Raw genomic sequence first — 23,415 nt, 5'->3', positions numbered from 1 at the left:
TGATGCTTAAAAAACAAACGGTTTGGTTATTAACAATGTTAAGTTTGGTTGTAGTTTTGTCTGTTTACTATATTACAACTCCTGATGAAGTGAAAAACGATGTAGCATTGACTGGGGCAGAGGCTGAAAAAGATGAAAAAGCTGACGCTGATAAAGCAACAGAAAAAGAAAGCGATAAAGGGGAAGTAACAATCGAAGAAGCAGAAGATGGAACTGTTGTATCGGTCTCAAATGATGAGCTGTTTGCTACAATGCGCATGCAGCTTGAAGATACGAGAAGTGCAAGAAAAGAAAGCTTAGAGGATATCGTGGCAAGCAAAGATGTAACAGCCGCTGAAAAAAGTGCAGCAAGAGATGAAATGAATGCAATTGATGAAGCGGTTGCAAATGAGGAAATTCTTGAAACGTTCATCAAATCAAATGGCTATGACGATGCTCTAGTCCGCATTGAAGGAGAGAAAGTGAAAGTAACCGTGAAAGCGAAAGAGAGCTCAGCATCTGAAGCCAATAAAATTATTCAGCTAGTAAGCAGTGAAATGAAAGGCATGGAAGATGTAGCGGTTACATTGGAGCCTTCCAATCAATAAAATAGCGACTTCCCCGTGTGTCTGCCACACGGGGATTTTCTATTTAATTGGTGTAACCGTTTCATTTTTTTGAAATTTAACTTATAATTTAAAGTAGTCTTACATTTTAAGGTCCTTTTCCTTAGGAAAGAATTAATATTGAATTCCATGACTCACCTGTCGTAAGATATATAATAGGACTAAGTTTTAGTACTAGATTATATAATGAAAAAGATGGTCTAAATCATCAAGAATTTGAATAGGGGTGCCAGCAGATGTTGAAGATACAAGAAATCAGAGAACTGATCAAACTCATTGACCAGTCTACTATTGATGAATTTGCGTATGAACATGAAGGGTCAAAAATCAAATTAAAAAAACGTTTAGATGAATTAGAGAAACCTGCAAATCGGATTACATCAGTTGCAGCAGTTGAACAGATCCCAAACCCTGCTCCGCAAGCTGTGGCAGCACTGCAGGAAATAAAAGAAGAGCCTAAGAAAGAAGCCGAGGCCCCTGTTAAGGAAGAATCATTACATAAAATCACGTCTCCAATGGTAGGAACGTTTTATGCTGCATCTTCACCTGAAACAGACGACTATGTAAAAGTAGGATCTAAAATTACTTCTGATTCAGTTGTCTGTATCGTAGAAGCAATGAAATTATTTAATGAAATTGAAGCAGAAGTAAAAGGGGAAATTGTTGAGATTTTAGCTGGAAATGGTCAGCTTGTTGAATACGGTCAGCCATTATTCCTTGTCAGACCAGAGTAAGGAGAGAAACTATGATTAAGAAATTGCTTATAGCAAACAGAGGAGAAATTGCGGTTCGGATTATTCGGGCATGCAAAGAACTTGGAATAGAGACGGTTGCAGTCTTTTCAGAAGCAGACAGAGACTCTTTGCATGTTCAGCTGGCTGATGAAGCATTTTGTGTCGGACCGACAGCGTCAAAAGACAGCTATTTGAATTTCACGAACATTATTAGTGTTGCAACACTGACAGGCAGTGATGCAATCCATCCGGGCTACGGGTTTTTAGCTGAAAATGCTGACTTTGCAGAGCTATGTCAGGAATGCAACATAATCTTTGTAGGACCAAGCGCAGACGCGATTTCAAAAATGGGAACCAAGGATGTTGCAAGGGAAACGATGAGAAAAGCGGGAGTGCCTATTGTTCCAGGTTCACAGGGAATTATTAAAGATTCAGGCGACGCTGTTTCGCTTGCGAATGATATCGGGTATCCTGTTATAATCAAAGCAACAGCAGGCGGCGGCGGAAAAGGAATCCGCGTTGCAAAAACGGAACAAGAGCTGATTAAAGGCATTCAAATTACTCAGCAGGAAGCAGCAACTGCTTTTGGAAATCCTGGAGTCTATATTGAAAAATACATTGAGGACTTCAGACATGTGGAAATTCAGGTTATGGCAGATTCGCTTGGCAATGTCATTCATTTAGGTGAAAGAGATTGCACAATTCAGCGCCGGCTGCAAAAATTGCTGGAAGAAACACCTTCTCCTGCTTTGTCGGTGGAAATGCGCGAGATCATGGGGAGAGCCGCTGTTAAAGCAGCAGAGGCTGTAAACTACACAGGAGCGGGAACGGTAGAATTTATTTTTGATTATCTTGAAAATAAGTTTTATTTCATGGAAATGAATACACGTATTCAAGTAGAGCATCCCGTGACTGAAATGGTAACCGGCATTGATTTGATCAAAGAACAGATTAAAGTAGCATCAGGATCTGCCCTGTCAGTTAAACAGGAAGATGTGGTCTTCAATGGCTGGTCCATCGAATGCCGGATCAACGCAGAGAATCCGGAGAAGAATTTTATGCCGTCACCTGGTAAGATAGAAATGTACTTGCCGCCCGGTGGACTGGGTGTTAGAGTAGATTCAGCAGTGTACCCTGGCTATTCAATTCCGCCATACTATGATTCGATGATTGCGAAACTGATTACGTATGGTGCAACGCGTGAGGAAGCAATCGCGAGAATGAAACGCGCCCTGGGTGAATTTGTGATTGAAGGAATTTCAACAACGATTCCTTTTCATCAAAAGCTGCTTGAGCATGAAACGTTTGTTTCAGGAGAGTTTAATACGAAATTTTTAGAAATCCATAAAGTAATGGAATCTTGAAAATTATTGGAGGTGCTGATTCTTGAAAGAAAACAAATTACTTGAAATGACTCATGAAGAAAATGGTCTTGGCAAAGTTGAAATTGCTCCTGAGGTCATTGAGGTTATTGCCGGGATTGCAGCTTCCGAAGTAGAAGGCGTTGCCCAAATGCGCGGCAACTTCGCATCTGGCGTAGTTGAGCGTTTAGGGAAAAAGAATCACGGTAAAGGTGTAAAAGTTGATCTTTCAGAAGAAGGAATTACGATTGATGTATATTGTGTCATGATGTTCGGAGTTTCAATTCCTTCAGTTGCTCAGCGCATTCAGGATAATACGCGACAAGCTTTATACAATATGACAGCACTTGAAGTCAATGAAATCAACATCCATGTAGTTGGAATTCAGTTTGAAACAAAGTCTCAGGAAATTGAAATTGACCAGGAAATGTAAAGCCAGAGGAGATCTTCCTTTGGTTTTTTTTTGCTTAAATAGATTGAACATTTGATTAACTACGAATAATAAAATGTATGTGAAGTTTTTTATTCGGTATTTCACCAGAAAACGTTATTAACGATGTGCTTCTGTCTGTGAAATATGGTATTATCTTTTTATGACATTTCGACATTTTTGTACATAAAGGAGCAAGAACAAATGAAACGAAGATTAGCAAGGGAAAAAGCGCTGCAGGCACTCTTTCAAATAGATGTAAGTGATATTGAACCAAAAGAAGCGATGTCTCATGCGCTTGACGGGGAAGAACTGGATGAGTTCATGACAGCTCTTGTTCTTGGAACAATTGAGCATATGTCAGAGATTGATGAACAAATTAAACCTCATTTAGTGAAATGGAAGCTAGAGAGACTTGCAAATGTAGATCGATCTGTATTGCGACTGGCGGTATACGAAATGATGTACATTGAAGAAATTCCAGTCAATGTAACTCTTGATGAAGCAATTGAACTCGCAAAAACTTTTGGAGATGATCAATCACCGAAGTTTATTAATGGTGTCCTCTCGAACATTAAACAAACGATTGAAAAATAACCAATTGCATTAGAGGAGGAACAAAACAATGACAGCATCAATTATCAGCGGAAAAGAATTAGCACAGGAAAAACGCAAACAGCTTGCACAAGAAGTAAAAGAATTAAAAGAGCAAGGTGTCGTGCCGGGACTTGTCGTAATTTTAGTAGGCGATCATCCAGCCTCTATTTCTTATATTAAAGGAAAACAGAAAGCGTCAGAAGAAATTGGCGTGGCATTCACGCTTGAACATTTTCCTGAAACAATGAAAGAAAATGAACTTCTGGATGTGATTGAGAAATATAACCTTGATGAAAGCTGCCACGGAATTCTTGTACAGCTTCCATTGCCGGATCATATTCATGAAAAAGCAGTCATTGAAAAAATTTCTCCTGCAAAAGATGTAGATGGATTTCATCCTCTGAATATCGGACAAATGATGATCGGTGAAGATACATTTTTGCCGTGTACACCTGCAGGAATCGTAGAAATGATAAAATCTTCAGACATTGAAATTGCCGGTAAACATGTTGTAGTAGTAGGACGCAGTAATATCGTCGGAAAACCAGTAGGCATTCTTCTTTTGAATGAGCATGCAACAGTTACCTACTGTCATTCAAGAACGCCAAATTTAAAGGAAGTAACTAAGCAAGCCGATATTCTGGTTGTAGCTGTGGGCAGAGCTAATTTCATAACAGGCGAGCACATCAAAAAGAATGCTGTAGTTATCGATGTTGGTGTGAACAGACTTGAGACAGGGAAGCTGTGCGGAGATGTCGTGTTTGAAGATGCGAAGCAAATAGCGAGTCACATTACGCCAGTTCCGGGCGGAGTAGGTCCGATGACAATTACAATGCTTGCTCACAATGTAGTAAAATCAGCAAGAATTTCAGCTGTTAAACTGCAGGGAAGTAAAAAGCTTTAAAGGAGTCCTGCCCAATGAGTGAAATCAAGCATGTGACAGTTACGGCATTAACAAAGTATATTAAACGGAAGTTTGATGTCGATCCCCACCTGAAGGATATCTGGGTGAAGGGTGAACTTTCGAATTTTAAAATGCACAGCCGGGGCCATATGTATTTCACATTAAAGGATGAAGGGGCGCGAATTGCAGCCGTTATGTTTGCCGGTCAAAATTCATCGCTTAAATTCAAGCCTGAAAATGGCATGAAAGTGCTGCTGCGCTGCGAAATTTCTGTTTATGAACCAAGCGGCAACTATCAGATGTATGTGAAAGAAATGCAGCCTGACGGAATTGGAAGCCTGTATCTGGCATATGAGGAACTGAAAAAAAAACTTGAGCAAGAAGGGCTTTTCGATCAAAAGCACAAACAGCCGATTCCTAAATATCCTTCCTCAGTTGGTGTTATTACTTCGCCTACTGGAGCAGCAATCCGGGACATTTTAATTACAATCAAGCGCCGTTATCCTTCTGCAAAAGTCATCATTCTGCCTGCGCTTGTGCAGGGAATTCATGCAGGCCCATCTGTTGTCAAAGCAATTAAACAGGCAAATGCATTAGGCTATCTGGATGTGCTGATTGTCGGCCGCGGCGGTGGTTCCATAGAAGAATTATGGGCTTTTAATGAAGAAATGGTTGCAAGAGAGATATTTAATTCCAGTATTCCGGTCATCTCAGCCGTCGGGCATGAAACGGATTATACAATTGCAGATTTTGTTGCAGATTTAAGGGCGCCTACTCCAACGGGGGCAGCAGAACTTGCAGTGCCGCATTTTGCAGAGCTGCTGGAGAGGACAACCAATAGGCAAACACGTTTGCTGCGTGCAATGCAGGAAAAGATTTCTGCGAAAAAAGAGCAATTGGCCTACTACCAAAAGTCGTATGCCTTTAAATATCCGAAGCAGCTGTATCAGCAAAAGGAACAGCAGCTCGATGATTTAGTAGAGTCACTGCAAAAAGAAAGCCTCAGGTCCATTCAGCTGAAAAAGGACAAATATGATCAATTAAAAAACCGGTTATACCGTCTGCATCCCCGTGAACAAATTCATCGCGAAAAAGAGAAGCATCAGCAATTAATTAAGAAAATGACTAGAGACATGTCCGTTCTGCTGCGTCAAAAACAGGCTGAATTTCAGTCAATGGCCGCAAGTCTGAACGCATTGAGCCCGCTGAAAATAATGGAGCGCGGATACAGCATTGCTTATCAGGACAAAAATCTCGTGAAAAGCATCTTACAAGTCAAAACCGGTGATAAACTTCACATTCAAATGCAGGACGGGCAGGTTAATTGCCAAGTTACAGGAGTGGAGGAAAGAAAAGCTTATGAGTGAGAAAAAAGAAGCTACTTTTGAACAAGCTATGGAAGAGCTCGAACAAATAGTTGAAAAGCTTGAAGAGGGCGATGTGCCTTTAGAGAAAGCAATTGCTTATTTTCAAGACGGGATGAAGCTTTCAAAACTTTGCCATGATAAGCTGCAGACGGTTGAAAAGCAAATGGATCAGATTCTCCGCGAGGACGGAGAGCTTGCTCCTTTTGATCTGCAGGAGGAAGAGTAATGACGCTGTCTCTAGAAGATTTTCTTACTTCCAGAAAAGAATTAATTGAGGGAAAACTGCCTTTATACGTCAGCGGCCTAATAGCTCCTTCTTCTATAAAGGAAGCGATGATTTATTCACTGAGCGCCGGAGGCAAAAGGATTCGTCCAGCTCTGGTATTAGCTGTACTGAATGCTTTTGGAAAGCGTGAAGAGATTGGTATTCCTGCTGCTTGTGCAGTGGAGATGATTCATACATATTCTCTCATTCATGATGATCTTCCCTCAATGGATGATGATGATTTGAGAAGGGGAAAACCAACAAATCATAAAGTATACGGAGAAGCGCTTGCTATTCTTTCAGGAGACGGGCTGCTGACCCACAGTTTTGGCCTTATTGCCGATCAGCAGGAAATCTCTGCAGAGAAACGCCTTGCATTGATCAGTGAATTAGTAAAAGCTTCAGGCATTGAAGGAATGGTCGGCGGTCAGGTGGCAGACATGCAGGGAGAAGCAAAAAACCTGCCGCTTTCAGAATTAGAGTTTATTCATGAACACAAAACGGCAAAACTATTGGCTTTTAGCATTATCGCAGGAGCAATCTTAGCTGAAGCATCCAATGATGAAATCGCAAAGCTGCGTGAGTTTGCCTATCACATTGGAATTGCTTTTCAAATTCAGGATGATATTTTAGACATTGAAGGCCAGCAGTCTAAAATAGGAAAACCTGTCGGATCGGATGAAACAAATAAAAAAACAACCTATCCATCACTGCTGACTTTACAGGGTGCAAAACAGAAGCTCGAAGATCACATCAACCATGCTAAAGCCATTTTGGCAAATATAAATATCCAATCGGGCTTACTTGAAGAATTATGCGATCTAATTGCTTCAAGAGATCATTAATTCAAAAACGTGACAGCTGATTGTCACGTTTTTGGTTTTAAACGGTTTTTTTTCCTCCATTCCGCTTCTCCAACTGCATGAATATCTCTTCAATCTGTTGTAGTACACCGTCAAATTGAGGTTTTTATAACGGTATGTTATACTTACACCATATTTTATACACATCTCTTCCAAACAGCGCGGGATATCAGGATGAATAAAGAATTTCATGAAATGCTGCAAATGTCGCCGTTATCACAGCTGTGTGAACGGCTATTTTAAACTAAAAGAACCAAGTAGAAAATGAACTGAAAGTGAGTGATCCATTTGGATCTGTTATCCATTAAAGACCCTTCATTCCTTAAAAAGCTATCAAATAATGAACTCGAACAATTGAGTGCTGAAATCCGTAAATTTTTAATTGAGAAGCTCTCTGTCAGCGGCGGACATATCGGTCCTAACCTAGGAGTTGTTGAACTGACAATTGCTTTGCATAAAATATTTGACAGTCCAAATGATAAATTCCTGTGGGATGTCGGGCATCAATCGTATGTTCACAAAATATTGACTGGACGGGCATGCGAATTTGAGACAATCAGACAATATCAGGGTCTGTGCGGATTTCCTAAACGCAACGAAAGTGAACACGATGTTTGGGAAACAGGACACAGCTCCACTTCTTTATCTGCAGCAATGGGAATGGCCATTGCAAGAGATTTAAAGGGAACGAAAGATCATATCGTGCCGATTATCGGGGACGGCGCCCTGACCGGCGGAATGGCTCTCGAAGCGCTTAATCATATCGGACATGAACAAAAAGATATGATCATTATTTTAAATGATAATGAGATGTCTATCGCACCAAATGTCGGTGCTCTTCATAATGTGCTTGGAAAGTTAAGAACTGCCGGCAAATATCAATGGGTGAAAGATGAGCTTGAATATATTCTCAAGAAAATCCCTGCAGTTGGCGGAAAGCTTGCAGCTACTGCCGAGCGAGTAAAAGACAGCTTAAAATATATGCTTGTATCAGGCATCTTTTTCGAGGAGCTTGGAATTACATATCTTGGTCCTGTGGATGGACATAATTATGATGATCTTTTTGAGAATCTGCAGTATGCTAAGAAAACAAAAGGACCTGTACTTTTGCATATCATTACAAAAAAAGGCAAGGGTTATCAGCCTGCAGAAACAGATAAAATTGGAACATGGCATGGAACTGGCCCATATAAAATTGAAACGGGCGATTTTGTAAAGGGTGAAACAGCAGGTCCTGCATGGAGCAGTCTTGTCAGTGAGACAGTTAGAAGAATGGCGCGGGAAGACGATCGTATCGTTGCTATTACACCGGCTATGCCTGTCGGTTCAAAGCTTGAGGGCTTTGCAAGCGAGTTTCCTGACCGAATGTTTGACGTAGGAATAGCTGAACAGCATGCAACAACTGTAGCAGCAGGTCTTGCAACACAAGATATGAAACCGTTTTTGGCCATTTATTCAACCTTCCTTCAGCGTGCTTATGATCAGGTTGTTCATGATATTTGCCGTCAAAATCTGAATGTATTCATAGGAATTGACCGATCGGGATTAGTTGGAGCTGATGGAGAGACGCATCAGGGTGTCTTTGACATCGCGTTCTTGAGACATTTGCCGAACATGGTAGTCATGATGCCTAAAGATGAAAATGAAGGACAGCATTTAGTCTATACCGCGCTGAAATACAATGATGGGCCAATAGCGCTTCGTTATCCAAGAGGAAATGGAATTGGCGTGAAAATGGATGATCAGTTAAAAGAAATTCCTATTGGAACTTGGGAAGTAATCAGAGAGGGTACAGATGCTGTTATTCTGACATTTGGCACAACGATTGAAATGGCTATGCAGGCTGCAGAAAGCCTGGCTGAAAAAGATATTTCAGTCCGTGTTGTCAATGCAAGGTTTATCAAACCTCTTGATGATGCCATGCTTTCACAAATCTTTTCTGAAAAATTGCCGGTGCTGACAATCGAAGAGGCTGTTCTGCAAGGTGGATTTGGAAGTGCAGTGCTTGAGTTTGCTCAAGAGCAAAACCATTCTGATGCCGTTATAGACCGAATGGGTATTCCTGACCGTTTCATTGAACATGGCAGCGTAAGTAAACTGTTGGATGAAATAGGTTTAACAGCTTCTCACGCAGAGGAACGGATATTAAGCATATCAATAGCGAAAGAGAAAAGGGTTTAATGAATGAGTTCGAAAAAAGAAAGAATTGATATTCTCCTCGTTGAAAGAGGGCTGATTGAAACGAGAGAGAAAGCTAAGCGCGCCATTATGGCAGGGCTTGTTTATGCAAATGAAGAAAGAGTTGAAAAGCCGGGCGAGAAAGTGGATCCGGCCCTGAATCTTACCATTAAAGGCAATATGCTGCCGTATGTAAGCCGGGGCGGATTGAAGCTTGAAAAAGCATTAAAGGAATTTGATCTTACCGTAGAAAATAAAATACTCCTTGATATTGGTTCTTCAACTGGCGGATTTACAGATTGTGCCCTGCAAAATGGGGCCAAGCTGTCATATGCCCTTGATGTTGGCTATAATCAGCTTGCGTGGAAACTCCGTCAGGATGAACGGGTTGTTGTGATGGAACGGACAAATTTCAGATATTCCACTCCTGCTGATTTTACGGAAGGACTGCCTGAAATAGCTTCCATAGATGTTTCGTTTATCTCTCTGAAATTAATTTTGCCTGCACTTAAAAAAATTCTTATTGCCGGCGGTGACTGTATCGCTCTTGTTAAACCTCAGTTTGAAGCAGGAAGGGAACTGGTGGGCAAGAAAGGGATTGTCAGAGAACCAAAAACGCATAGAATGGTTTTGGAATATATTACTGATTTCGCGTTAAAAGAAGGATATGACTGCTGTAACCTGTCTTTTTCTCCCATAACAGGAGGAGACGGCAACATTGAATTCCTGCTGCATATGCGATGGAATGGGACAGACGAGTCTGGGACAATGAGGCTGCCAAATACAATCGACAGTGTAGTTGAAAAAGCCCATGATGAACTAAAGAGCAAAAAATCGGAACAGGAATAATAGAGCAGCTATTATTCCTGTTTGTTTTGATTAAAATAAGAACACACACTTTGACAAAAACGTGTACTTTTTTGCAGATATCATATAACATATTCAGTATAAACATACAGTTAACAAGGGGTGCCTAATGAATAAAGGTCAAAGACACATAAAAATCCGCGAGCTGATTACTCATAATGAAGTTGAAACTCAGGATGAGTTAGTGGACATGCTTAAGGAAGCTGCCTTCAACGTGACACAGGCCACTGTTTCAAGGGATATAAAAGAGCTTCATCTAGTTAAAGTGCCTATGCTAGACGGAAGATACAAATACAGCCTTCCGGCAGATCAGCGTTTTAATCCGCTGCAAAAACTGAAGCGGTCTTTAATGGATGCCTTCGTAAAAATTGATTCAGCAGGGCATAACATTGTCATGAAAACATTGCCGGGCAACGCAAACGCCATTGGGGCATTAATTGATAATCTTGATTGGAATGAGATCTTGGGCACCATATGCGGAGATGATACGATTCTCATCATTTGCCGTACGCCAGAGGATACTGCGACTATTTCCAAGCGTTTTCTAGATATGCTGTAATAATGAAACATTTGAGGGGGGATCCGGCGCTGTGTTAGCGGAACTTTCAATAAAAAACTTTGCAATCATTGAATCATTGACTGTCTCCTTTGAGAAAGGGCTGACAGTACTGACTGGAGAAACCGGAGCAGGGAAATCAATTATCATTGATGCCGTCCATTTACTTGTCGGCGGAAGAGGCTCATCTGAATTTGTTCGTTACGGGGAGAAACGTGCTGAATTGGAGGGTCTTTTTTTACTTGATGATGAAAAACATCCATGTATAGACAAATGCAATGATTTTGGAATCGACATCAGCGACGGCATGATTGTTTTAAGACGCGACATTTCATCCTCGGGAAAAAGCATCTGCCGTATTAACGGGAAGCTTGTAACCATTGGAATTCTTAGGGAAATCGGACAAATGATTATTGATATTCATGGACAGCATGACAATCAGGAGCTTATGAACGAAGAAAATCACTGGAAGCTTCTCGATCAGTTCGGCTCCGGAAAAATTAATCATGCTCTTGCTTCATACAGAGAAATTTACAATACATATGCTAAGCTCGTAAAAAAAATAAAACAGCTGTCTGAAAATGAACAGGAAATGGCTCACAGGCTTGACTTAATTCAATTTCAGCTTGAAGAAATAGAAAAGGCAGATTTGAAAATCAAAGAAGATGAGCGGCTTATGGAGGAAAAAAGCCAAATATCCAACTTTGAAAAAATATTTGAATCACTTCAAAACAGCTATAATGCTTTGCACGGCGAGCAAAGAGGGCTCGATTATATTGGACATTCCATGAGTCAATTAGAAGAGGTATCAGCTATTAATGACTCGCTGAAAGAAATGTCCGAAACCATTTCGAACTGCTATTACATGCTTGAGGATTTATCCTTTCAGATTCGAAATGAGCTCGATCAATTGGAATTTGATCCGGAGCGTTTGAATGAAATTGAAACAAGACTTGGCGAAATTACGCATCTCAAAAGAAAATACGGACAGGATGTTGAAGAAATCCTTGAATATGCAGCAGCAATTGAAGAGGAAATCGATACGATCCAAAACCGTGACAGTCATTTGTTCAAGCTGAAAAACGAGTTAGACAGCCTTGTGAAAGATCTTATCGTTGAAGCAAAGAACGTGACAGCTGTCCGGAAAAAAAGTGCCGCCGAGCTGACGAAGCAAATTCAGCGGGAGCTGAAAGAATTATATATGGAAAAAACAAAATTTGAAGTTGTTTTTGGCGTTAGGGAAGGTAGCAAGGATGCCCCTCAAATCGATAGTGTCCCTGCTAAATTTGGAGAAAATGGTGTAGATGAAACGGAGTTTTACTTATCGACAAATCCTGGAGAACCATTAAAGCCGCTTTCTAAAATTGCTTCGGGCGGAGAGCTTTCAAGAATCATGCTTGCAATGAAAAGCATCTTTTCAAAGCATCAGGGTGTCACCTCGATTATTTTTGATGAAGTGGACACAGGTGTCAGCGGACGTGTCGCCCAGGCAATTGCAGAAAAAATCTATAAAGTTTCTGTCGGTTCGCAAGTGCTTTGTATTACACATCTTCCGCAAGTTGCTGCAATGGCCGATACACACCTTTTCATTTCAAAAGAAACGGTTAAAGGAAGAACCAAAACAAGCGTAAAACCTCTTTTGGAAGAGGAAAAAATAAAGGAAGTCGGCAGGATGATTGCCGGCGTTGAAGTAACGGATTTAACAAAACAGCATGCAAAAGAACTGCTCGCTCTTGCTGATACGGTCAAGAGCCTGTAAATACTGCCATCATCGGCAGTATTTTTTTTGTATGTCGGTTATACAGACCGGATTATCCGGATAATGTATTCAATCCCTTCCGCTTTTCTGTGCATAAAGCACGTTATACATTAAATCAGCAACATTTTCTTTTTATATCAGTTATAAATGCGCCTTCAGAAGGCAAAATTAATGAATGTAGCCAATGTATTGGTGTGGTGTCAGGAGCGAGGAGAGTGTGTATATTTGAGCTTTGATAAAATTAGAAAAATAATTGGTTGTATTCTCCTTGTTTCTTTAATGAGTTTAGGATTTGTAAAACCTGTTAAAGAATACATTCAATTGCCAAATTCTTTAACTGTATTTGAAAATCAGCAATTATCAATGGAAACATCTCTGCAGGCTGGTGCAAATACCGGCGATTCAGAACATGTTTTTTCTATTAAAACTGGCGCTGAATCCCTTCAGATTGAAGGCAAGCAAAGCGGAGTTGGTGAAATAGTATTTGATCTAGCCGGAATTCCGATTAAAAAAGTGAATGTAAAAGTGCTTGAAGATTTTAAAATCATACCAGGCGGCCAATCAATTGGTGTAAAACTGAATACGCTTGGTGTTCTGGTTGTAGGTCATCATCAAATAAAAACTGCCGAAGGTAAAAAATCACCTGGCGAAATTGCAGGTGTCCAAGTCGGAGATATAATTAAAAAGATAAATGGCTCTACAGTTGAAAACATGAGTGATGTAACACCTTTTATTCAGGATGCTGGAAAAACAGGCAAGCCTTTGGATTTAGTCATCTCTAGAGAAAATAAAGAAATTGAAACGAAATTAGTTCCTCTTAAAGATGAAAATGAACGTGCGTATCGAATTGGTTTATATATACGTGACTCTGCAGCCGGAATAGGGACCATGACTTTTTATGATCCTAATTCAAAAAAATATGGGGCTCTAGGCCATGTGATTTCCGATATGGATACGAAAAAGCCGATAGTCGTTCAGGATGGCCAAGTTGTAAGATCTACAGTGACATCGATTGAAAAAGGAAGCAACGGAAATCCAGGTGAAAAACTGGCAAGGTTTTCAAGCGACCGTCAAGTGATCGGCAATATTACCCGCAACAGCCCATTCGGAATATTTGGCAAGCTGAATGAGGACATGTCAAATGGTCTTTATGATAAGCCAATGCCAATCGCGTTATCCAACGAAGTAAAGGAAGGTCCGGCTCACATTTTGACGGTTGTCGATCAGGACAAAGTAGAAGAATTTGATGTGGAAATTGTCAATTCAACTCCTCAAAAGTTTCCTGCTATAAAAGGGATGGTTATAAAGATTACCGACCCGGTGCTTTTAGCGAAATCAGGCGGAATTGTTCAAGGGATGAGCGGCAGCCCGATTATTCAAAATGGAAAAGTGATAGGAGCTGTCACACATGTATTTGTAAATGACCCAACTTCAGGTTATGGCGTTCATATCGAGTGGATGCTGAGCGAAGCGGGAATTGATATTTATCATAAAGATACAAAAAAATCGAGCTGATGAATTAGCTGTTGAGACAAGTTTCTTAACAGCTATTTTTTTGGCTTTATTTATCGTTCATAATTAGATAAAATAAGTGAAAGAAGATTTTTCGACAAAACTGTTTAACCTTGTAAACGTTTAATAGCGCAAAACGTCGAAATCGTGAGGAAATTGAAGGAAAATTTAGTTATTTCATTTTTTTGGTATTTTTTAAAATAATAAGAGGAATTTTTGTTGCATTGTCGAAATTCTCATTTAGAATGATGTATAGAGATACTATCGATTTAGGCGGGAAATGAAGACTGAGGAGGAAGCTTAATTGAAAAAAATAAAAGTGTGTATCGTTGATGATAATCGGGAGTTAGTGGGGCTTTTGGATGAATTTATTTCAAGTCAGGAAGACATGGAAGTGCTTGGCATTGCATATAACGGACAAGAGTGTCTGAATATGTTAAAGGATAAAGACCCTGATGTGCTTGTTTTGGATATTATCATGCCTCACCTGGACGGACTTGCTGTTTTAGAAAAAGTGAGGGAGATGGAAAAATCCAAACAGCCTAATGTCATTATGCTGACAGCCTTTGGACAGGAAGATGTTACAAAGAAAGCAGTTGACCTTGGTGCCTCTTATTTCATCTTAAAACCTTTTGATATGGAAAACCTGGTCAATCATATTCGTCAAGTCAGCGGAAAATCAGCAGCACCGATTCTTTCAAGATCGAACTCCTCTCTCCGATCCCAGTCAGAAAATAAAGGAAGAAACCTTGATGCGAACATTACAAGCATTATTCACGAAATTGGTGTTCCTGCTCACATTAAAGGCTATTTATATTTAAGAGAGGCCATTTCGATGGTTTATAATGATATCGAACTGCTCGGTTCTATAACAAAAGTACTGTACCCTGATATCGCCAAAAAATATAATACGACAGCAAGCCGTGTAGAGCGTGCTATCCGTCATGCAATTGAAGTAGCATGGAGCCGCGGGAATATTGAATCCATTTCCTCTTTATTCGGGTATACAGTAAGCATGTCTAAAGCTAAACCGACTAATTCTGAATTCATCGCAATGGTCGCTGACAAATTGCGTTTAGAGCATAAAGCTTCTTGAGAGCGATAGAATCTTAGAAGCTGGATAATAAAAAAGAACCCAATCAACTGAAATTGGGTTCTTTGCCTTTTTACTCTTTATTGTCTTTCTTATTCTGCATTTCAGAGAGCTTAGCAAGTAGGATATGCTTGGGCATATGCATAATTTGTTCAATCGGCACGTTTAGTTCCTCAGCAAGCTTTATCGCTGTTTCAGCGGAAATTGGAAGTGGTCTCATAGGTCTTTTATGCTCCTTTCTAAAAATAATGAAAAAGGTGATGTTTTTGACCAAAATATTTGGACACCGTGGTGCTGCAGGTACTTGTCCTGAAAATACGATGCCTTCTTTTAAAGCAGCGATTGAATCAGGTGCAGATGGAATTGAATTAGATGTTCACCTCTCAAAGGACGGAGTTCCTGTTGTCATTCATGATGAATCGGTTGACCGTACAACAAATGGCAAAGGTTTTGTAAAGGACTTAACCTTTTCGCAGCTTAAAAGCCTGGATGCAAGCTATCTTTTTCCTGAGCACTCAGGAAAAGCATTTATCCCATCACTTGAAGAAGTGCTGGCATGGAGCAGTTCTTCAGATTTTCTCCTGAATATTGAACTTAAAAATGACCGGATTCAATATCAGGAGCTTGAAGAAAAGGTGATACAGCAGATTTTCACTCACAAGATGCAAAATCGAGTCATTCTCTCATCTTTTAATCATGAAAGCCTGATGCTGTGTCATAGAATCTCAAATGAACTGGAAACGGCAGCTCTTTTAAGCGAAAGGCTGTTTGAACCGTGGAATTATGCTAAGACACTTTCAGCAAGAGCAATCCATCCTGTTCATTATGCTGCTGACCCGCATGTCATCTTCCATTCTCAGGCTAACGGAATCCAAGTTCGTCCTTTTACTGTCAATGATGAGCCGACAATTCAATTCCTTTATAAAGCACAGTGTGCAGGATTTTTCACGGATTATCCCGAAAAAGCTTTATCGTTAAAAAAGAAATAATTTGCCCCCGTTTATCTCAAACTAACGGGGTTCTTTTGTTTTTCTGAAATTTTTTCTGCACTTTATTTCGTTTGCGGTCACGGTAAAAAATAAATCCTGCTACAAAACTTAATCCTCCGGCAAATAAAAGCAGCCCGGCAATGAATTGCAGCCATAGGTTTGGAAAAGGCGCCTGAAGAATACCAAAGAGCATGTCACGCATTAATTTAATGCCGTAGCCCGCCAAAACTCCAGGAATCACCATTATTAATAGAGCGAAAATTCGTATCATTTTTTATAATCCTTTCCCCTTCGTCTGTTTAAATTGTTCAACGAAAAAAAAAATTTGTCAAGTGAACAAAAAGTGATATGATGAAACTGTGCAAAATTTTGCAAAATCATTTTTATATATATTTTACATAAAAACGGTAAGGGGTAATCATTATGCAAAAGGTCTTGCTGGTGGGGGCGGGACAAGGCGGGACAGCACTGCTCAAAATGCTTTTGGAAATAAAAGCTATGGAAATCATGGCGGTTGTGGATATTAAGCCGGAAGCACCAGGCATACAGCTTGCAAAAAAGCTGGGAATCTTGACAAGTTCTGAATGGAAGCCGCTTTTATCCGATCAGATCAATATAGTAGTAGAGGCAACTGGCAGCAATGAGGTGTTTGAGGACCTGCTTAAATGCAGAAGCAGGAATACGGTTATTATTCCGGGCACTGTCGCTCACATCATTTCCAATCTTATCAATCAGAAAGAAAATTTGATTACAGCTTTAAAAGATATCACACATAAGCATGAAACCATTTTTGATTCAACGAATGATGGCATGATTGTCATTGATGATAAGGAACGGGTTATACTATTTAATAAAACAGCAGAGCGGATGACAGGATTAAAAAAGGGAGATGTTATAGGCCGTCTTATCGAAGAGATGATTCCTTCAAGCAAGCTTCCAAGAATCCTGAAAACAAAAGAAGTCGAAATGAATCAGGAACAAGTTTTTGAAAATGGACTTAAAATCATTACGACAAGAATCCCGATCTTTGATGACTCGGGAATACTGCTCGGTGCTCTTTCTTTGTTTAAAGATATCACCGATATTGTGAACCTGGCAGAAGAGATGACGAACTTAAAGGAGATTCAAACGCTTCTTCAAGCCATCATACAATCATCTGACGAAGCCATTACTGTTGTAGATGAAGAAGGAAGAGGGATTCTAATTAATCCTGCCTATTCCAGGATGACTGGCCTAACAGAAGAACAAGTGCTGGGAATGCCTGCAACAGCTGACATCTCTGAAGGTGAAAGTATGCATATGAAGGTTCTTGAAACGAGAAGACCTGTAAGAGGCGTGCGGATGAAGGTTGGTCCGGGGAAGAAAGATGTCATTGTAAATGTAGCCCCAATCATTGTAGATGGGAAACTTAAAGGAAGTGTGGGCATTATTCATGATATGTCCGAGATACAGACTTTAACAACAGAATTGAACAGGGCCAGACAAATTATCAGAACACTTGAAGCGAAGTATGCCTTTGAAGATATCATCGGAGAAAGCGAAGAAATCAAACTTGCGATTGAGCAGGCCAAGCTTGGAGCTAAGACACCTGCGACTGTTCTTCTGAGAGGGGAATCAGGGACAGGAAAAGAATTATTTGCCCATGCGATACATAACGCAAGTGACAGGAAATACAACAAGTTTATCCGTGTGAATTGTGCGGCTATTTCAGAAACTTTGCTGGAGAGTGAACTGTTTGGCTACGAGGAAGGGGCATTCTCAGGAGCGAAACGGGGCGGAAAAAGAGGATTTTTTGAAGAAGCCAATAAAGGGAGCATTTTTCTGGATGAAATTGGGGAACTTTCAGCGAATGTACAGGCAAAACTGCTTCGGGTGCTGCAGGAAAAAGAAATTGTCAGGGTCGGTTCAACAAAGTCCATTCCAATCAATGTGAGAGTCATTGCCGCAACAAATATTAATATCGAAAAAGCTATGGCAGAAGGCACTTTCCGTGAAGATTTGTATTACAGATTAAATCGCTACCCAATTTCGATTCCTCCGCTCAGGAACAGAAAAAGCGATATCCCAATGCTTGCTGAGCACCTTATCAGGAAACTAAATCAGGACTATGGCAGAAGCATTGAAGGAATTGAAGAATCAGCTTTGGACAGGCTCGTTGCGCACAGCTGGCCCGGTAATGTAAGAGAACTTGAGAATGTCCTTGGTAGAGCCATGATTTTTATGAAATACAATGAAACGGAAATTGCCGCTCAGCATTTGCCGGAACTCGCGCAGGATGATGAAAAAAAGTCAGGCGGACAAGCCTATCCTAGAGAAAGTGCAGGCAATCAAACTCTTGCAGAATCCGTAGAACAGCTTGAAGAAGTGCTCATAAGGGAAGCGCTGGTCAAGCATAACTTTAATCGGACAAAAACGGCCCTTTCATTAGGTATTTCGCTTAGAAACCTGTATTATAAAATAGAAAAATACAACCTTGCAAAGTGATGCATGCAATTAATTGCAAGGTATGAAAAAAAATGCATGTTTTCTGCAGCGAAAAATGAAGCGTTTACAAGTTTTTATGTTGGCACGCTTCTTGCATTATAAAATAACGGGTGCTGTGAATACATCTTGAAGGGGTTGAAAACACAATGAACTTAGAAGATCTGCTAGAAAAAGCAGCCCAGCTTAAGAACAAAACGGTAGCAGTTGCATCTGCAGCAGATGCAGAAGTACTTGAAGCGGTTATTGAGGCTTCAGAGCGGGGGCTTGCCGATTTTATTTTGTTCGGAAATAAAGAGGAACTCGAAATCATGCTTCAAGAAAGAAGTGCTGATGTAAAAAAGTTTTCAATTAAGCATGCAGTATCCGTTGAACAGGCTGCAGAATTTGCTGTTAAAGCTGTCTTTCAAAATGAAGCTGATGTTTTAATGAAAGGAAATATTCCAACTGCCGTTATTTTAAAGGCTGTTTTAAACAAGGAATACGGACTTCGAACAGGCAAAATTCTTTCTCATGTCGCTGTTTTTGAAGTGCCCGGCTACGACAGATATACAATTGTAACGGATGCAGCAATGAATCTTGCACCAGATCTAGACCAAAAAAAGCAAATTCTTGCAAATTCTGTCATGGTTGCAAAGAAGATTGGGATAGACATGCCCAAGGTAGCTCCGCTTGCAGCTGTTGAAGTTATTAATCCTTCCATGCAGGCAACGATTGATGCTGCTGCTCTAACGCAAATGAACAAAAGAGGCCAGATTAAAGATTGTATCGTCGATGGTCCCCTAGCACTTGATAATGCAGTTTCATTTGAAGCTGCAGAGCATAAAGGCATCAAAAGCGAAGTGGCAGGACAGTCTGATATCCTTTTAGTACCAACCATTGAAGTTGGAAATGTTTTATATAAATCGCTCATGTATTTTGCAAATGCAAAAGTAGGAGCCATCATTGCAGGGGCAAAAGCGCCGATTGTTTTAACAAGCCGTGCTGATTCAGCCGAAAGCAAACTTTATTCACTCGCTTTGGCGATATGTTCAAGTTAAGAGGAAATGCTAAGCTTAAGAATTCGAAAAGACATTAGGAGGATTTACACATGGAAATTTTCAAATATATGGAACAATATGATTATGAGCAATTGGTTTTTTGCCAAGATAAACAATCAGGTTTAAAAGCTATTATCGCTATTCATGATACAACTTTAGGACCTGCACTTGGCGGAACGCGCATGTGGACATACGCTTCAGAAGCCGATGCTATTGAAGATGCTCTTCGTTTGGCTAAAGGTATGACTTACAAGAATGCAGCTGCAGGGTTAAACCTTGGGGGAGGAAAAACAGTCATCATCGGAGATCCGCGCAAAGATAAAAATGAAGAAATGTTCCGCGCTTTCGGCCGTTACATTCAAGGACTAAATGGCCGTTATATTACTGCTGAAGATGTAGGCACTACTGTTGAAGATATGGACTTGATCCACGAAGAAACAGATTTTGTAACGGGTATTTCACCTGCTTTCGGATCTTCAGGAAACCCTTCACCTGTAACGGCATTCGGCGTATACCGCGGAATGAAAGCTGCTGCAAAAGCTGCATTTGGAACAGATTCATTGGAAGGCAAGACTGTTGCAGTTCAAGGTGTAGGCAACGTTGCTTTCAACCTCTGCAGACATTTGCACGAAGAAGGCGCACAGCTGATTGTGACGGATATTAATAAAGAAGCTGTTCAAAGAGCTGTTGAAGCTTTCGGTGCCAAAGCAGTAAATCCTGATGAAATTTACGGAGTGGACTGCGATATTTATGCACCGTGTGCGCTTGGGGCTATTATTAATGACGATACAATTCCCCAAATCAAAGCTAAGGTCATTGCAGGTGCTGCAAATAACCAGTTAAAAGAAACTCGTCATGGCGATACGATTCATGAAATGGGAATTGCATACGCGCCAGACTATGTCATTAATGCAGGCGGCGTGATAAACGTAGCTGATGAGCTGCTTGGGTACAACAGCGAAAGAGCAATGAAAAAAGTAGAGGGCATTTATCAAAATATTGAACGAGTATTTGAAATTGCAAAACGCGACGGCATCCCTACGTATGCGGCTGCTGATCGCCTGGCTGAAGAGCGCATCGAAAGAATGAGAAATTCCCGCAGCCAGTTTCTGCAAAATGGCAATCACATTTTAAGCCGACGCTAATAGGCAATTTTTTGAGATGAGATACGAAGGCAGTGTGTCAGAGCGCTGTCTGATCTTTCTCATATTTGGAGGTTTTAGAAGTTGCAAGAAAAAGAATATCGGATTCTCGTCATAAATCCCGGTTCAACCTCGACGAAAATTGGTGTATTTGATAATGAACGATCTATTTTTGAAAAAACAATCCGGCATGATGCGGATATAATAAATGCCTTTAACAGCATCATTGATCAATATGAATTCCGAAAACAGACGATACTTGAAACGCTGGATGAAGAAGGCATTAATATCTCTAAATTAAGCGCAGTATGCGGAAGAGGCGGACTGCTTCGTCCAATAGAAGGCGGAACTTATCATGTGAATGAACAAATGCTTCACGATCTTCGCATCGGTTTTGCAGGCCAGCACGCTTCAAATTTGGGAGGCATCATCGCATTTGAAATAGCCGGCGGGTTAAATATTCCCTCTTTCATTGTGGATCCGGTCGTTGTAGATGAAATGGAAACGATCGCGAAAGTATCCGGAGTTCCATCTATCGAACGAAAGAGTATTTTTCATGCCTTAAACCAAAAATCGGTTGCAAGAAAAGTTGCTCAGCAGTACGGAAAAAAATACAGCGAAATGAACTTGATTGTGGCTCATATGGGCGGCGGGATAACGGTCGGAGTTCACAAGCTCGGGAAAGTAATTGATGTCAACAATGGCCTTCATGGCGATGGACCATTCAGTCCTGAACGTGCAGGTACAGTTCCTGCTGGGGATCTGGTGAATCTATGCTATTCAGGTGACTATTATCGCGAGGAAGTTATGAAAATGCTTGTCGGCAATGGCGGGCTTGTAGGTTATCTTGGCACCAATGATGGCCAGAAGGTAGAACGCATGATTGCTGAAGGAAATCAAAAGGCTAAACTGATATTTGATGCAATGGCCTATCAAATCGGCAAAGAAATAGGTGCAGCAAGCGCTGTTTTAAAAGGGACAGTGGATGCGATTATTCTAACAGGCGGTCTTGCCTACGGGAAAAAATTCGTTAAAGAAATCTCTTCCTACATAGACTGGATCGCAGATGTAAATGTATTTCCCGGTGAAAATGAACTTCAGGCATTAACGGAAGGAGCTCTTCGCGTTCTCAGAGGTGAAGAAGAGGCGAAAGAATATCCGAATAAAAAAGTGAACTCTAAGATCTACAACCAGGTTTAATAGAGAGGAGCATCAGTATGGCAACAGATTATGATCTCGTCATTGTAGGCGGCGGAACAGGCGGATATGTAGCCGCAATTCGCGCAAGCCAGCTTGGCTTAAAAACAGCCATTGTTGAAAAAGGAAAACTTGGAGGCACTTGTCTTCATGCGGGATGTATTCCAAGCAAAGCACTGCTTAGAAGTGCAGAAGTTTTTGCAACTGCAAAAAGAAGCGAAGAGTTTGGCGTCATCACTTCAGGAGTTGAGCTCGATTTCTCGAAGGTTCAGGAACGGAAACAATCGATTATTGATACGCTTCATAAAGGCGTTCAGCATTTAATGAAGCAAGGGAAAATTGATGTTTATGAAGGAATTGGCCGTATTTTGGGTCCTTCTATTTTCTCTCCAATGCCCGGAACAATTTCTGTTGAGATGAATAACGGCGAGGAAAATGAAATGCTTATTCCGAAAAATGTGATTGTCTCTACAGGCTCAAGACCCCGCAGTCTGCCAGGTTTAGAAATTGACGGTGAATCTGTTTTAACGTCTGATGAAGCACTTGCGCTTGAATCACTGCCTAAATCAATCATTATTGTCGGCGGAGGGGTAATTGGAATAGAGTGGGCTTCTATGCTCTCTGATTTTGGACTGGAAGTTACTGTACTTGAGTATGCAGATCGTATCCTGCCTACTGAAGATGCTGAAATATCGAAAGAAATGCAGCGCTTGCTTAAGAAAAAAGGCATTAACCTTGTAACAGGTGCTAAAGTGCTGTCTGAAACTCTTGAAAAAGGAAAAGCTGTTTCTATCAGTGCTGAACATAAAGGTGATGTGAAAACCTTCTCTGCTGAAAAAATTCTTGTTTCAGTGGGACGTCAGGCAAATGTTGAAGGCATCGGCATTGAAAATACAGATATTCAGCTTGAAAATGGCTTTATTAAAACGAATCAATTTATGCAGACTAAAGAATCACATATTTATGCGATTGGCGACGTTGTAGGCGGTCTTCAGCTTGCGCATGTTGCTTCACATGAGGGCATTACAGCTGTTGAGCATATTGCCGGACATACGCCTTCTGCAATTGATTATAAAAAAGTTTCAAGATGTGTATACAGTACACCTGAAATTGCAAGCGTCGGGTATACAGAAGATGAAGCGAAAAAAGCGGGTTTTGAAGTGAAAACAGGCAAATTTTCATTCCGTGCAATCGGCAAAGCGCTTGTTTTTGGGGAATCTGATGGGTTTGTCAAATTAATAGCCGATGCAAAAACAGATGATCTCCTTGGTGTTCATATGATTGGACCGCATGTGACAGATATGATATCTGAAGCAGGGCTTGCAATGGTGCTTGATGCAACTCCTTGGGAAATTGGACAAACCATTCATCCTCATCCGACGCTCTCTGAAGCAATAGGTGAAGCGGCACTTGCAGTTGATGGGAAAGCAATCCACTCTTAAAGGGATCATGTCCCTTTACATACTGATTTTTAA

Annotated in this window: 23 protein-coding genes; 21 read left to right on the top strand and 2 right to left on the bottom strand. The window is 40.7% G+C overall.

Going from position 1 to position 23,415, the window contains the following annotated elements:
• Positions 1-2 precede the first annotated feature (2 nt).
• From LIT25_18100 to spo0A, 15 genes are all read left to right on the top strand, one after another.
• A complete protein-coding gene (locus tag LIT25_18100) occupies positions 3-587 on the top strand; it encodes a SpoIIIAH-like family protein (protein USK36324.1) in 585 nt (194 codons plus the stop codon).
• Positions 588-841: 254 nt separating this feature from the next.
• Entirely contained in the window at positions 842-1,339 is a 498-nt protein-coding gene (gene accB / locus LIT25_18095; protein ID USK32499.1) for an acetyl-CoA carboxylase biotin carboxyl carrier protein, read from the top strand.
• A gap of 11 nt (positions 1,340-1,350) precedes the next feature.
• The gene (gene accC / locus LIT25_18090) at positions 1,351-2,703 is read left to right on the top strand and encodes an acetyl-CoA carboxylase biotin carboxylase subunit (protein ID USK32498.1); all 1,353 of its coding nucleotides are present in this window, start codon (positions 1,351-1,353) and stop codon (positions 2,701-2,703) included.
• Between the two features lie 22 nt (positions 2,704-2,725).
• Positions 2,726-3,133, top strand: coding sequence for an Asp23/Gls24 family envelope stress response protein (locus LIT25_18085; GenBank protein USK32497.1), 408 nt, complete (start codon positions 2,726-2,728; stop codon positions 3,131-3,133).
• A 201-nt stretch (positions 3,134-3,334) separates the two neighbouring features.
• On the top strand, positions 3,335-3,727 hold the full coding sequence (gene nusB / locus LIT25_18080) for a transcription antitermination factor NusB (protein ID USK32496.1): 393 nt from the start codon (positions 3,335-3,337) through the stop codon (positions 3,725-3,727).
• A gap of 28 nt (positions 3,728-3,755) precedes the next feature.
• Positions 3,756-4,631, top strand: a complete 876-nt coding sequence (gene folD, locus LIT25_18075; protein ID USK32495.1) for a bifunctional methylenetetrahydrofolate dehydrogenase/methenyltetrahydrofolate cyclohydrolase FolD — start codon at positions 3,756-3,758, stop codon at positions 4,629-4,631.
• A 14-nt stretch (positions 4,632-4,645) separates the two neighbouring features.
• Positions 4,646-5,998, top strand: coding sequence for an exodeoxyribonuclease VII large subunit (gene xseA / locus LIT25_18070; GenBank protein ID USK32494.1), 1,353 nt, complete (start codon positions 4,646-4,648; stop codon positions 5,996-5,998).
• Complete coding sequence (locus tag LIT25_18065) at positions 5,991-6,224, top strand: exodeoxyribonuclease VII small subunit (GenBank protein ID USK32493.1); 234 nt, start codon at positions 5,991-5,993, stop codon at positions 6,222-6,224. The genes xseA and LIT25_18065 overlap by 8 nt, the downstream gene beginning before the upstream one ends.
• Positions 6,224-7,108 (top strand): polyprenyl synthetase family protein, encoded by an 885-nt coding sequence (locus LIT25_18060; GenBank protein ID USK32492.1) that lies wholly within the window; start codon positions 6,224-6,226, stop codon positions 7,106-7,108. Before LIT25_18065 ends, LIT25_18060 begins: the two co-directional genes overlap by 1 nt.
• Before the next feature lie 306 nt (positions 7,109-7,414).
• Positions 7,415-9,307 (top strand): 1-deoxy-D-xylulose-5-phosphate synthase, encoded by a 1,893-nt coding sequence (gene dxs / locus LIT25_18055; GenBank protein ID USK32491.1) that lies wholly within the window; start codon positions 7,415-7,417, stop codon positions 9,305-9,307.
• Positions 9,308-9,310: 3 nt separating this feature from the next.
• On the top strand, positions 9,311-10,153 hold the full coding sequence (locus tag LIT25_18050; protein USK32490.1) for a TlyA family RNA methyltransferase: 843 nt from the start codon (positions 9,311-9,313) through the stop codon (positions 10,151-10,153).
• A 127-nt stretch (positions 10,154-10,280) separates the two neighbouring features.
• The gene (argR, locus tag LIT25_18045; GenBank protein USK32489.1) at positions 10,281-10,730 is read left to right on the top strand and encodes a transcriptional regulator ArgR; all 450 of its coding nucleotides are present in this window, start codon (positions 10,281-10,283) and stop codon (positions 10,728-10,730) included.
• 31 nt (positions 10,731-10,761) lie between these two features.
• Positions 10,762-12,486, top strand: a complete 1,725-nt coding sequence (gene recN, locus LIT25_18040; GenBank protein ID USK32488.1) for a DNA repair protein RecN — start codon at positions 10,762-10,764, stop codon at positions 12,484-12,486.
• A 225-nt stretch (positions 12,487-12,711) separates the two neighbouring features.
• Complete coding sequence (gene spoIVB / locus LIT25_18035) at positions 12,712-14,001, top strand: SpoIVB peptidase (GenBank protein USK32487.1); 1,290 nt, start codon at positions 12,712-12,714, stop codon at positions 13,999-14,001.
• A 301-nt stretch (positions 14,002-14,302) separates the two neighbouring features.
• Positions 14,303-15,094: a sporulation transcription factor Spo0A gene (gene spo0A / locus LIT25_18030; GenBank protein USK32486.1), complete on the top strand. Its 792-nt coding sequence runs from the start codon at positions 14,303-14,305 to the stop codon at positions 15,092-15,094.
• 70 nt (positions 15,095-15,164) lie between these two features.
• Here the strand turns inward: spo0A and LIT25_18025 are convergent, their stop codons facing one another.
• Complete coding sequence (locus tag LIT25_18025; GenBank protein USK32485.1) at positions 15,165-15,311, bottom strand: YycC family protein; 147 nt, start codon at positions 15,309-15,311, stop codon at positions 15,165-15,167.
• Between the two features lie 46 nt (positions 15,312-15,357).
• Here LIT25_18025 and LIT25_18020 point away from each other — a divergent pair, with 46 nt between their 5' ends.
• Positions 15,358-16,080, top strand: a complete 723-nt coding sequence (locus LIT25_18020) for a glycerophosphodiester phosphodiesterase (protein ID USK32484.1) — start codon at positions 15,358-15,360, stop codon at positions 16,078-16,080.
• Between the two features lie 16 nt (positions 16,081-16,096).
• Here the strand turns inward: LIT25_18020 and LIT25_18015 are convergent, their stop codons facing one another.
• The gene (locus LIT25_18015) at positions 16,097-16,351 is read right to left on the bottom strand and encodes a DUF2627 domain-containing protein (GenBank protein USK32483.1); all 255 of its coding nucleotides are present in this window, start codon (positions 16,349-16,351) and stop codon (positions 16,097-16,099) included.
• A 152-nt stretch (positions 16,352-16,503) separates the two neighbouring features.
• On the opposite strand from LIT25_18015, the gene LIT25_18010 reads away from it, so the two are divergent.
• From LIT25_18010 to lpdA, 5 genes are all read left to right on the top strand, one after another.
• Positions 16,504-18,564: a sigma 54-interacting transcriptional regulator gene (locus LIT25_18010; GenBank protein USK32482.1), complete on the top strand. Its 2,061-nt coding sequence runs from the start codon at positions 16,504-16,506 to the stop codon at positions 18,562-18,564.
• Positions 18,565-18,710: 146 nt separating this feature from the next.
• Entirely contained in the window at positions 18,711-19,601 is an 891-nt protein-coding gene (gene yqiS, locus LIT25_18005; protein USK32481.1) for a phosphate butyryltransferase, read from the top strand.
• Positions 19,602-19,651: 50 nt separating this feature from the next.
• Positions 19,652-20,746, top strand: coding sequence for a branched-chain amino acid dehydrogenase (gene bcd, locus LIT25_18000; GenBank protein ID USK32480.1), 1,095 nt, complete (start codon positions 19,652-19,654; stop codon positions 20,744-20,746).
• Positions 20,747-20,827: 81 nt separating this feature from the next.
• Positions 20,828-21,943, top strand: coding sequence for a butyrate kinase (gene buk, locus LIT25_17995; protein USK32479.1), 1,116 nt, complete (start codon positions 20,828-20,830; stop codon positions 21,941-21,943).
• A gap of 17 nt (positions 21,944-21,960) precedes the next feature.
• Entirely contained in the window at positions 21,961-23,382 is a 1,422-nt protein-coding gene (lpdA, locus tag LIT25_17990; GenBank protein USK32478.1) for a dihydrolipoyl dehydrogenase, read from the top strand.
• Positions 23,383-23,415: the final 33 nt, after the last annotated feature.

It is taken from the genome of Bacillus sp. F19, from assembly GCA_023823795.1.
In the GTDB taxonomy this organism is placed as follows: domain Bacteria; phylum Bacillota; class Bacilli; order Bacillales; family Bacillaceae; genus Bacillus_P.
The sequence above is the reverse complement of the archived record's forward strand: the minus strand, read 5'-3'. Positions and strand labels throughout refer to the sequence as shown.

Excerpts from the sequence above, each read along its gene's own strand:
- LIT25_18060 (USK32492.1), top strand. The coding sequence starts at position 6,224 with ATGACGCTGTCTCTAGAAGATTTTCTTACTTCCAGAAAAGAATTAATT.
- accB (USK32499.1), top strand. The coding sequence starts at position 842 with ATGTTGAAGATACAAGAAATCAGAGAACTGATCAAACTCATTGACCAG.
- LIT25_18050 (USK32490.1), top strand. The coding sequence starts at position 9,311 with ATGAGTTCGAAAAAAGAAAGAATTGATATTCTCCTCGTTGAAAGAGGG.
- LIT25_18010 (USK32482.1), top strand. The coding sequence starts at position 16,504 with ATGCAAAAGGTCTTGCTGGTGGGGGCGGGACAAGGCGGGACAGCACTG.
- folD (USK32495.1), top strand. The coding sequence starts at position 3,756 with ATGACAGCATCAATTATCAGCGGAAAAGAATTAGCACAGGAAAAACGC.
- lpdA (USK32478.1), top strand. The coding sequence starts at position 21,961 with ATGGCAACAGATTATGATCTCGTCATTGTAGGCGGCGGAACAGGCGGA.
- bcd (USK32480.1), top strand. The coding sequence starts at position 19,652 with ATGGAAATTTTCAAATATATGGAACAATATGATTATGAGCAATTGGTT.
- yqiS (USK32481.1), top strand. The coding sequence starts at position 18,711 with ATGAACTTAGAAGATCTGCTAGAAAAAGCAGCCCAGCTTAAGAACAAA.
- accC (USK32498.1), top strand. The coding sequence starts at position 1,351 with ATGATTAAGAAATTGCTTATAGCAAACAGAGGAGAAATTGCGGTTCGG.
- LIT25_18015 (USK32483.1), bottom strand. The coding sequence starts at position 16,351 with ATGATACGAATTTTCGCTCTATTAATAATGGTGATTCCTGGAGTTTTG.
- nusB (USK32496.1), top strand. The coding sequence starts at position 3,335 with ATGAAACGAAGATTAGCAAGGGAAAAAGCGCTGCAGGCACTCTTTCAA.
- LIT25_18025 (USK32485.1), bottom strand. The coding sequence starts at position 15,311 with ATGAGACCACTTCCAATTTCCGCTGAAACAGCGATAAAGCTTGCTGAG.
- LIT25_18100 (USK36324.1), top strand. The coding sequence starts at position 3 with ATGCTTAAAAAACAAACGGTTTGGTTATTAACAATGTTAAGTTTGGTT.
- LIT25_18065 (USK32493.1), top strand. The coding sequence starts at position 5,991 with ATGAGTGAGAAAAAAGAAGCTACTTTTGAACAAGCTATGGAAGAGCTC.
- xseA (USK32494.1), top strand. The coding sequence starts at position 4,646 with ATGAGTGAAATCAAGCATGTGACAGTTACGGCATTAACAAAGTATATT.
- argR (USK32489.1), top strand. The coding sequence starts at position 10,281 with ATGAATAAAGGTCAAAGACACATAAAAATCCGCGAGCTGATTACTCAT.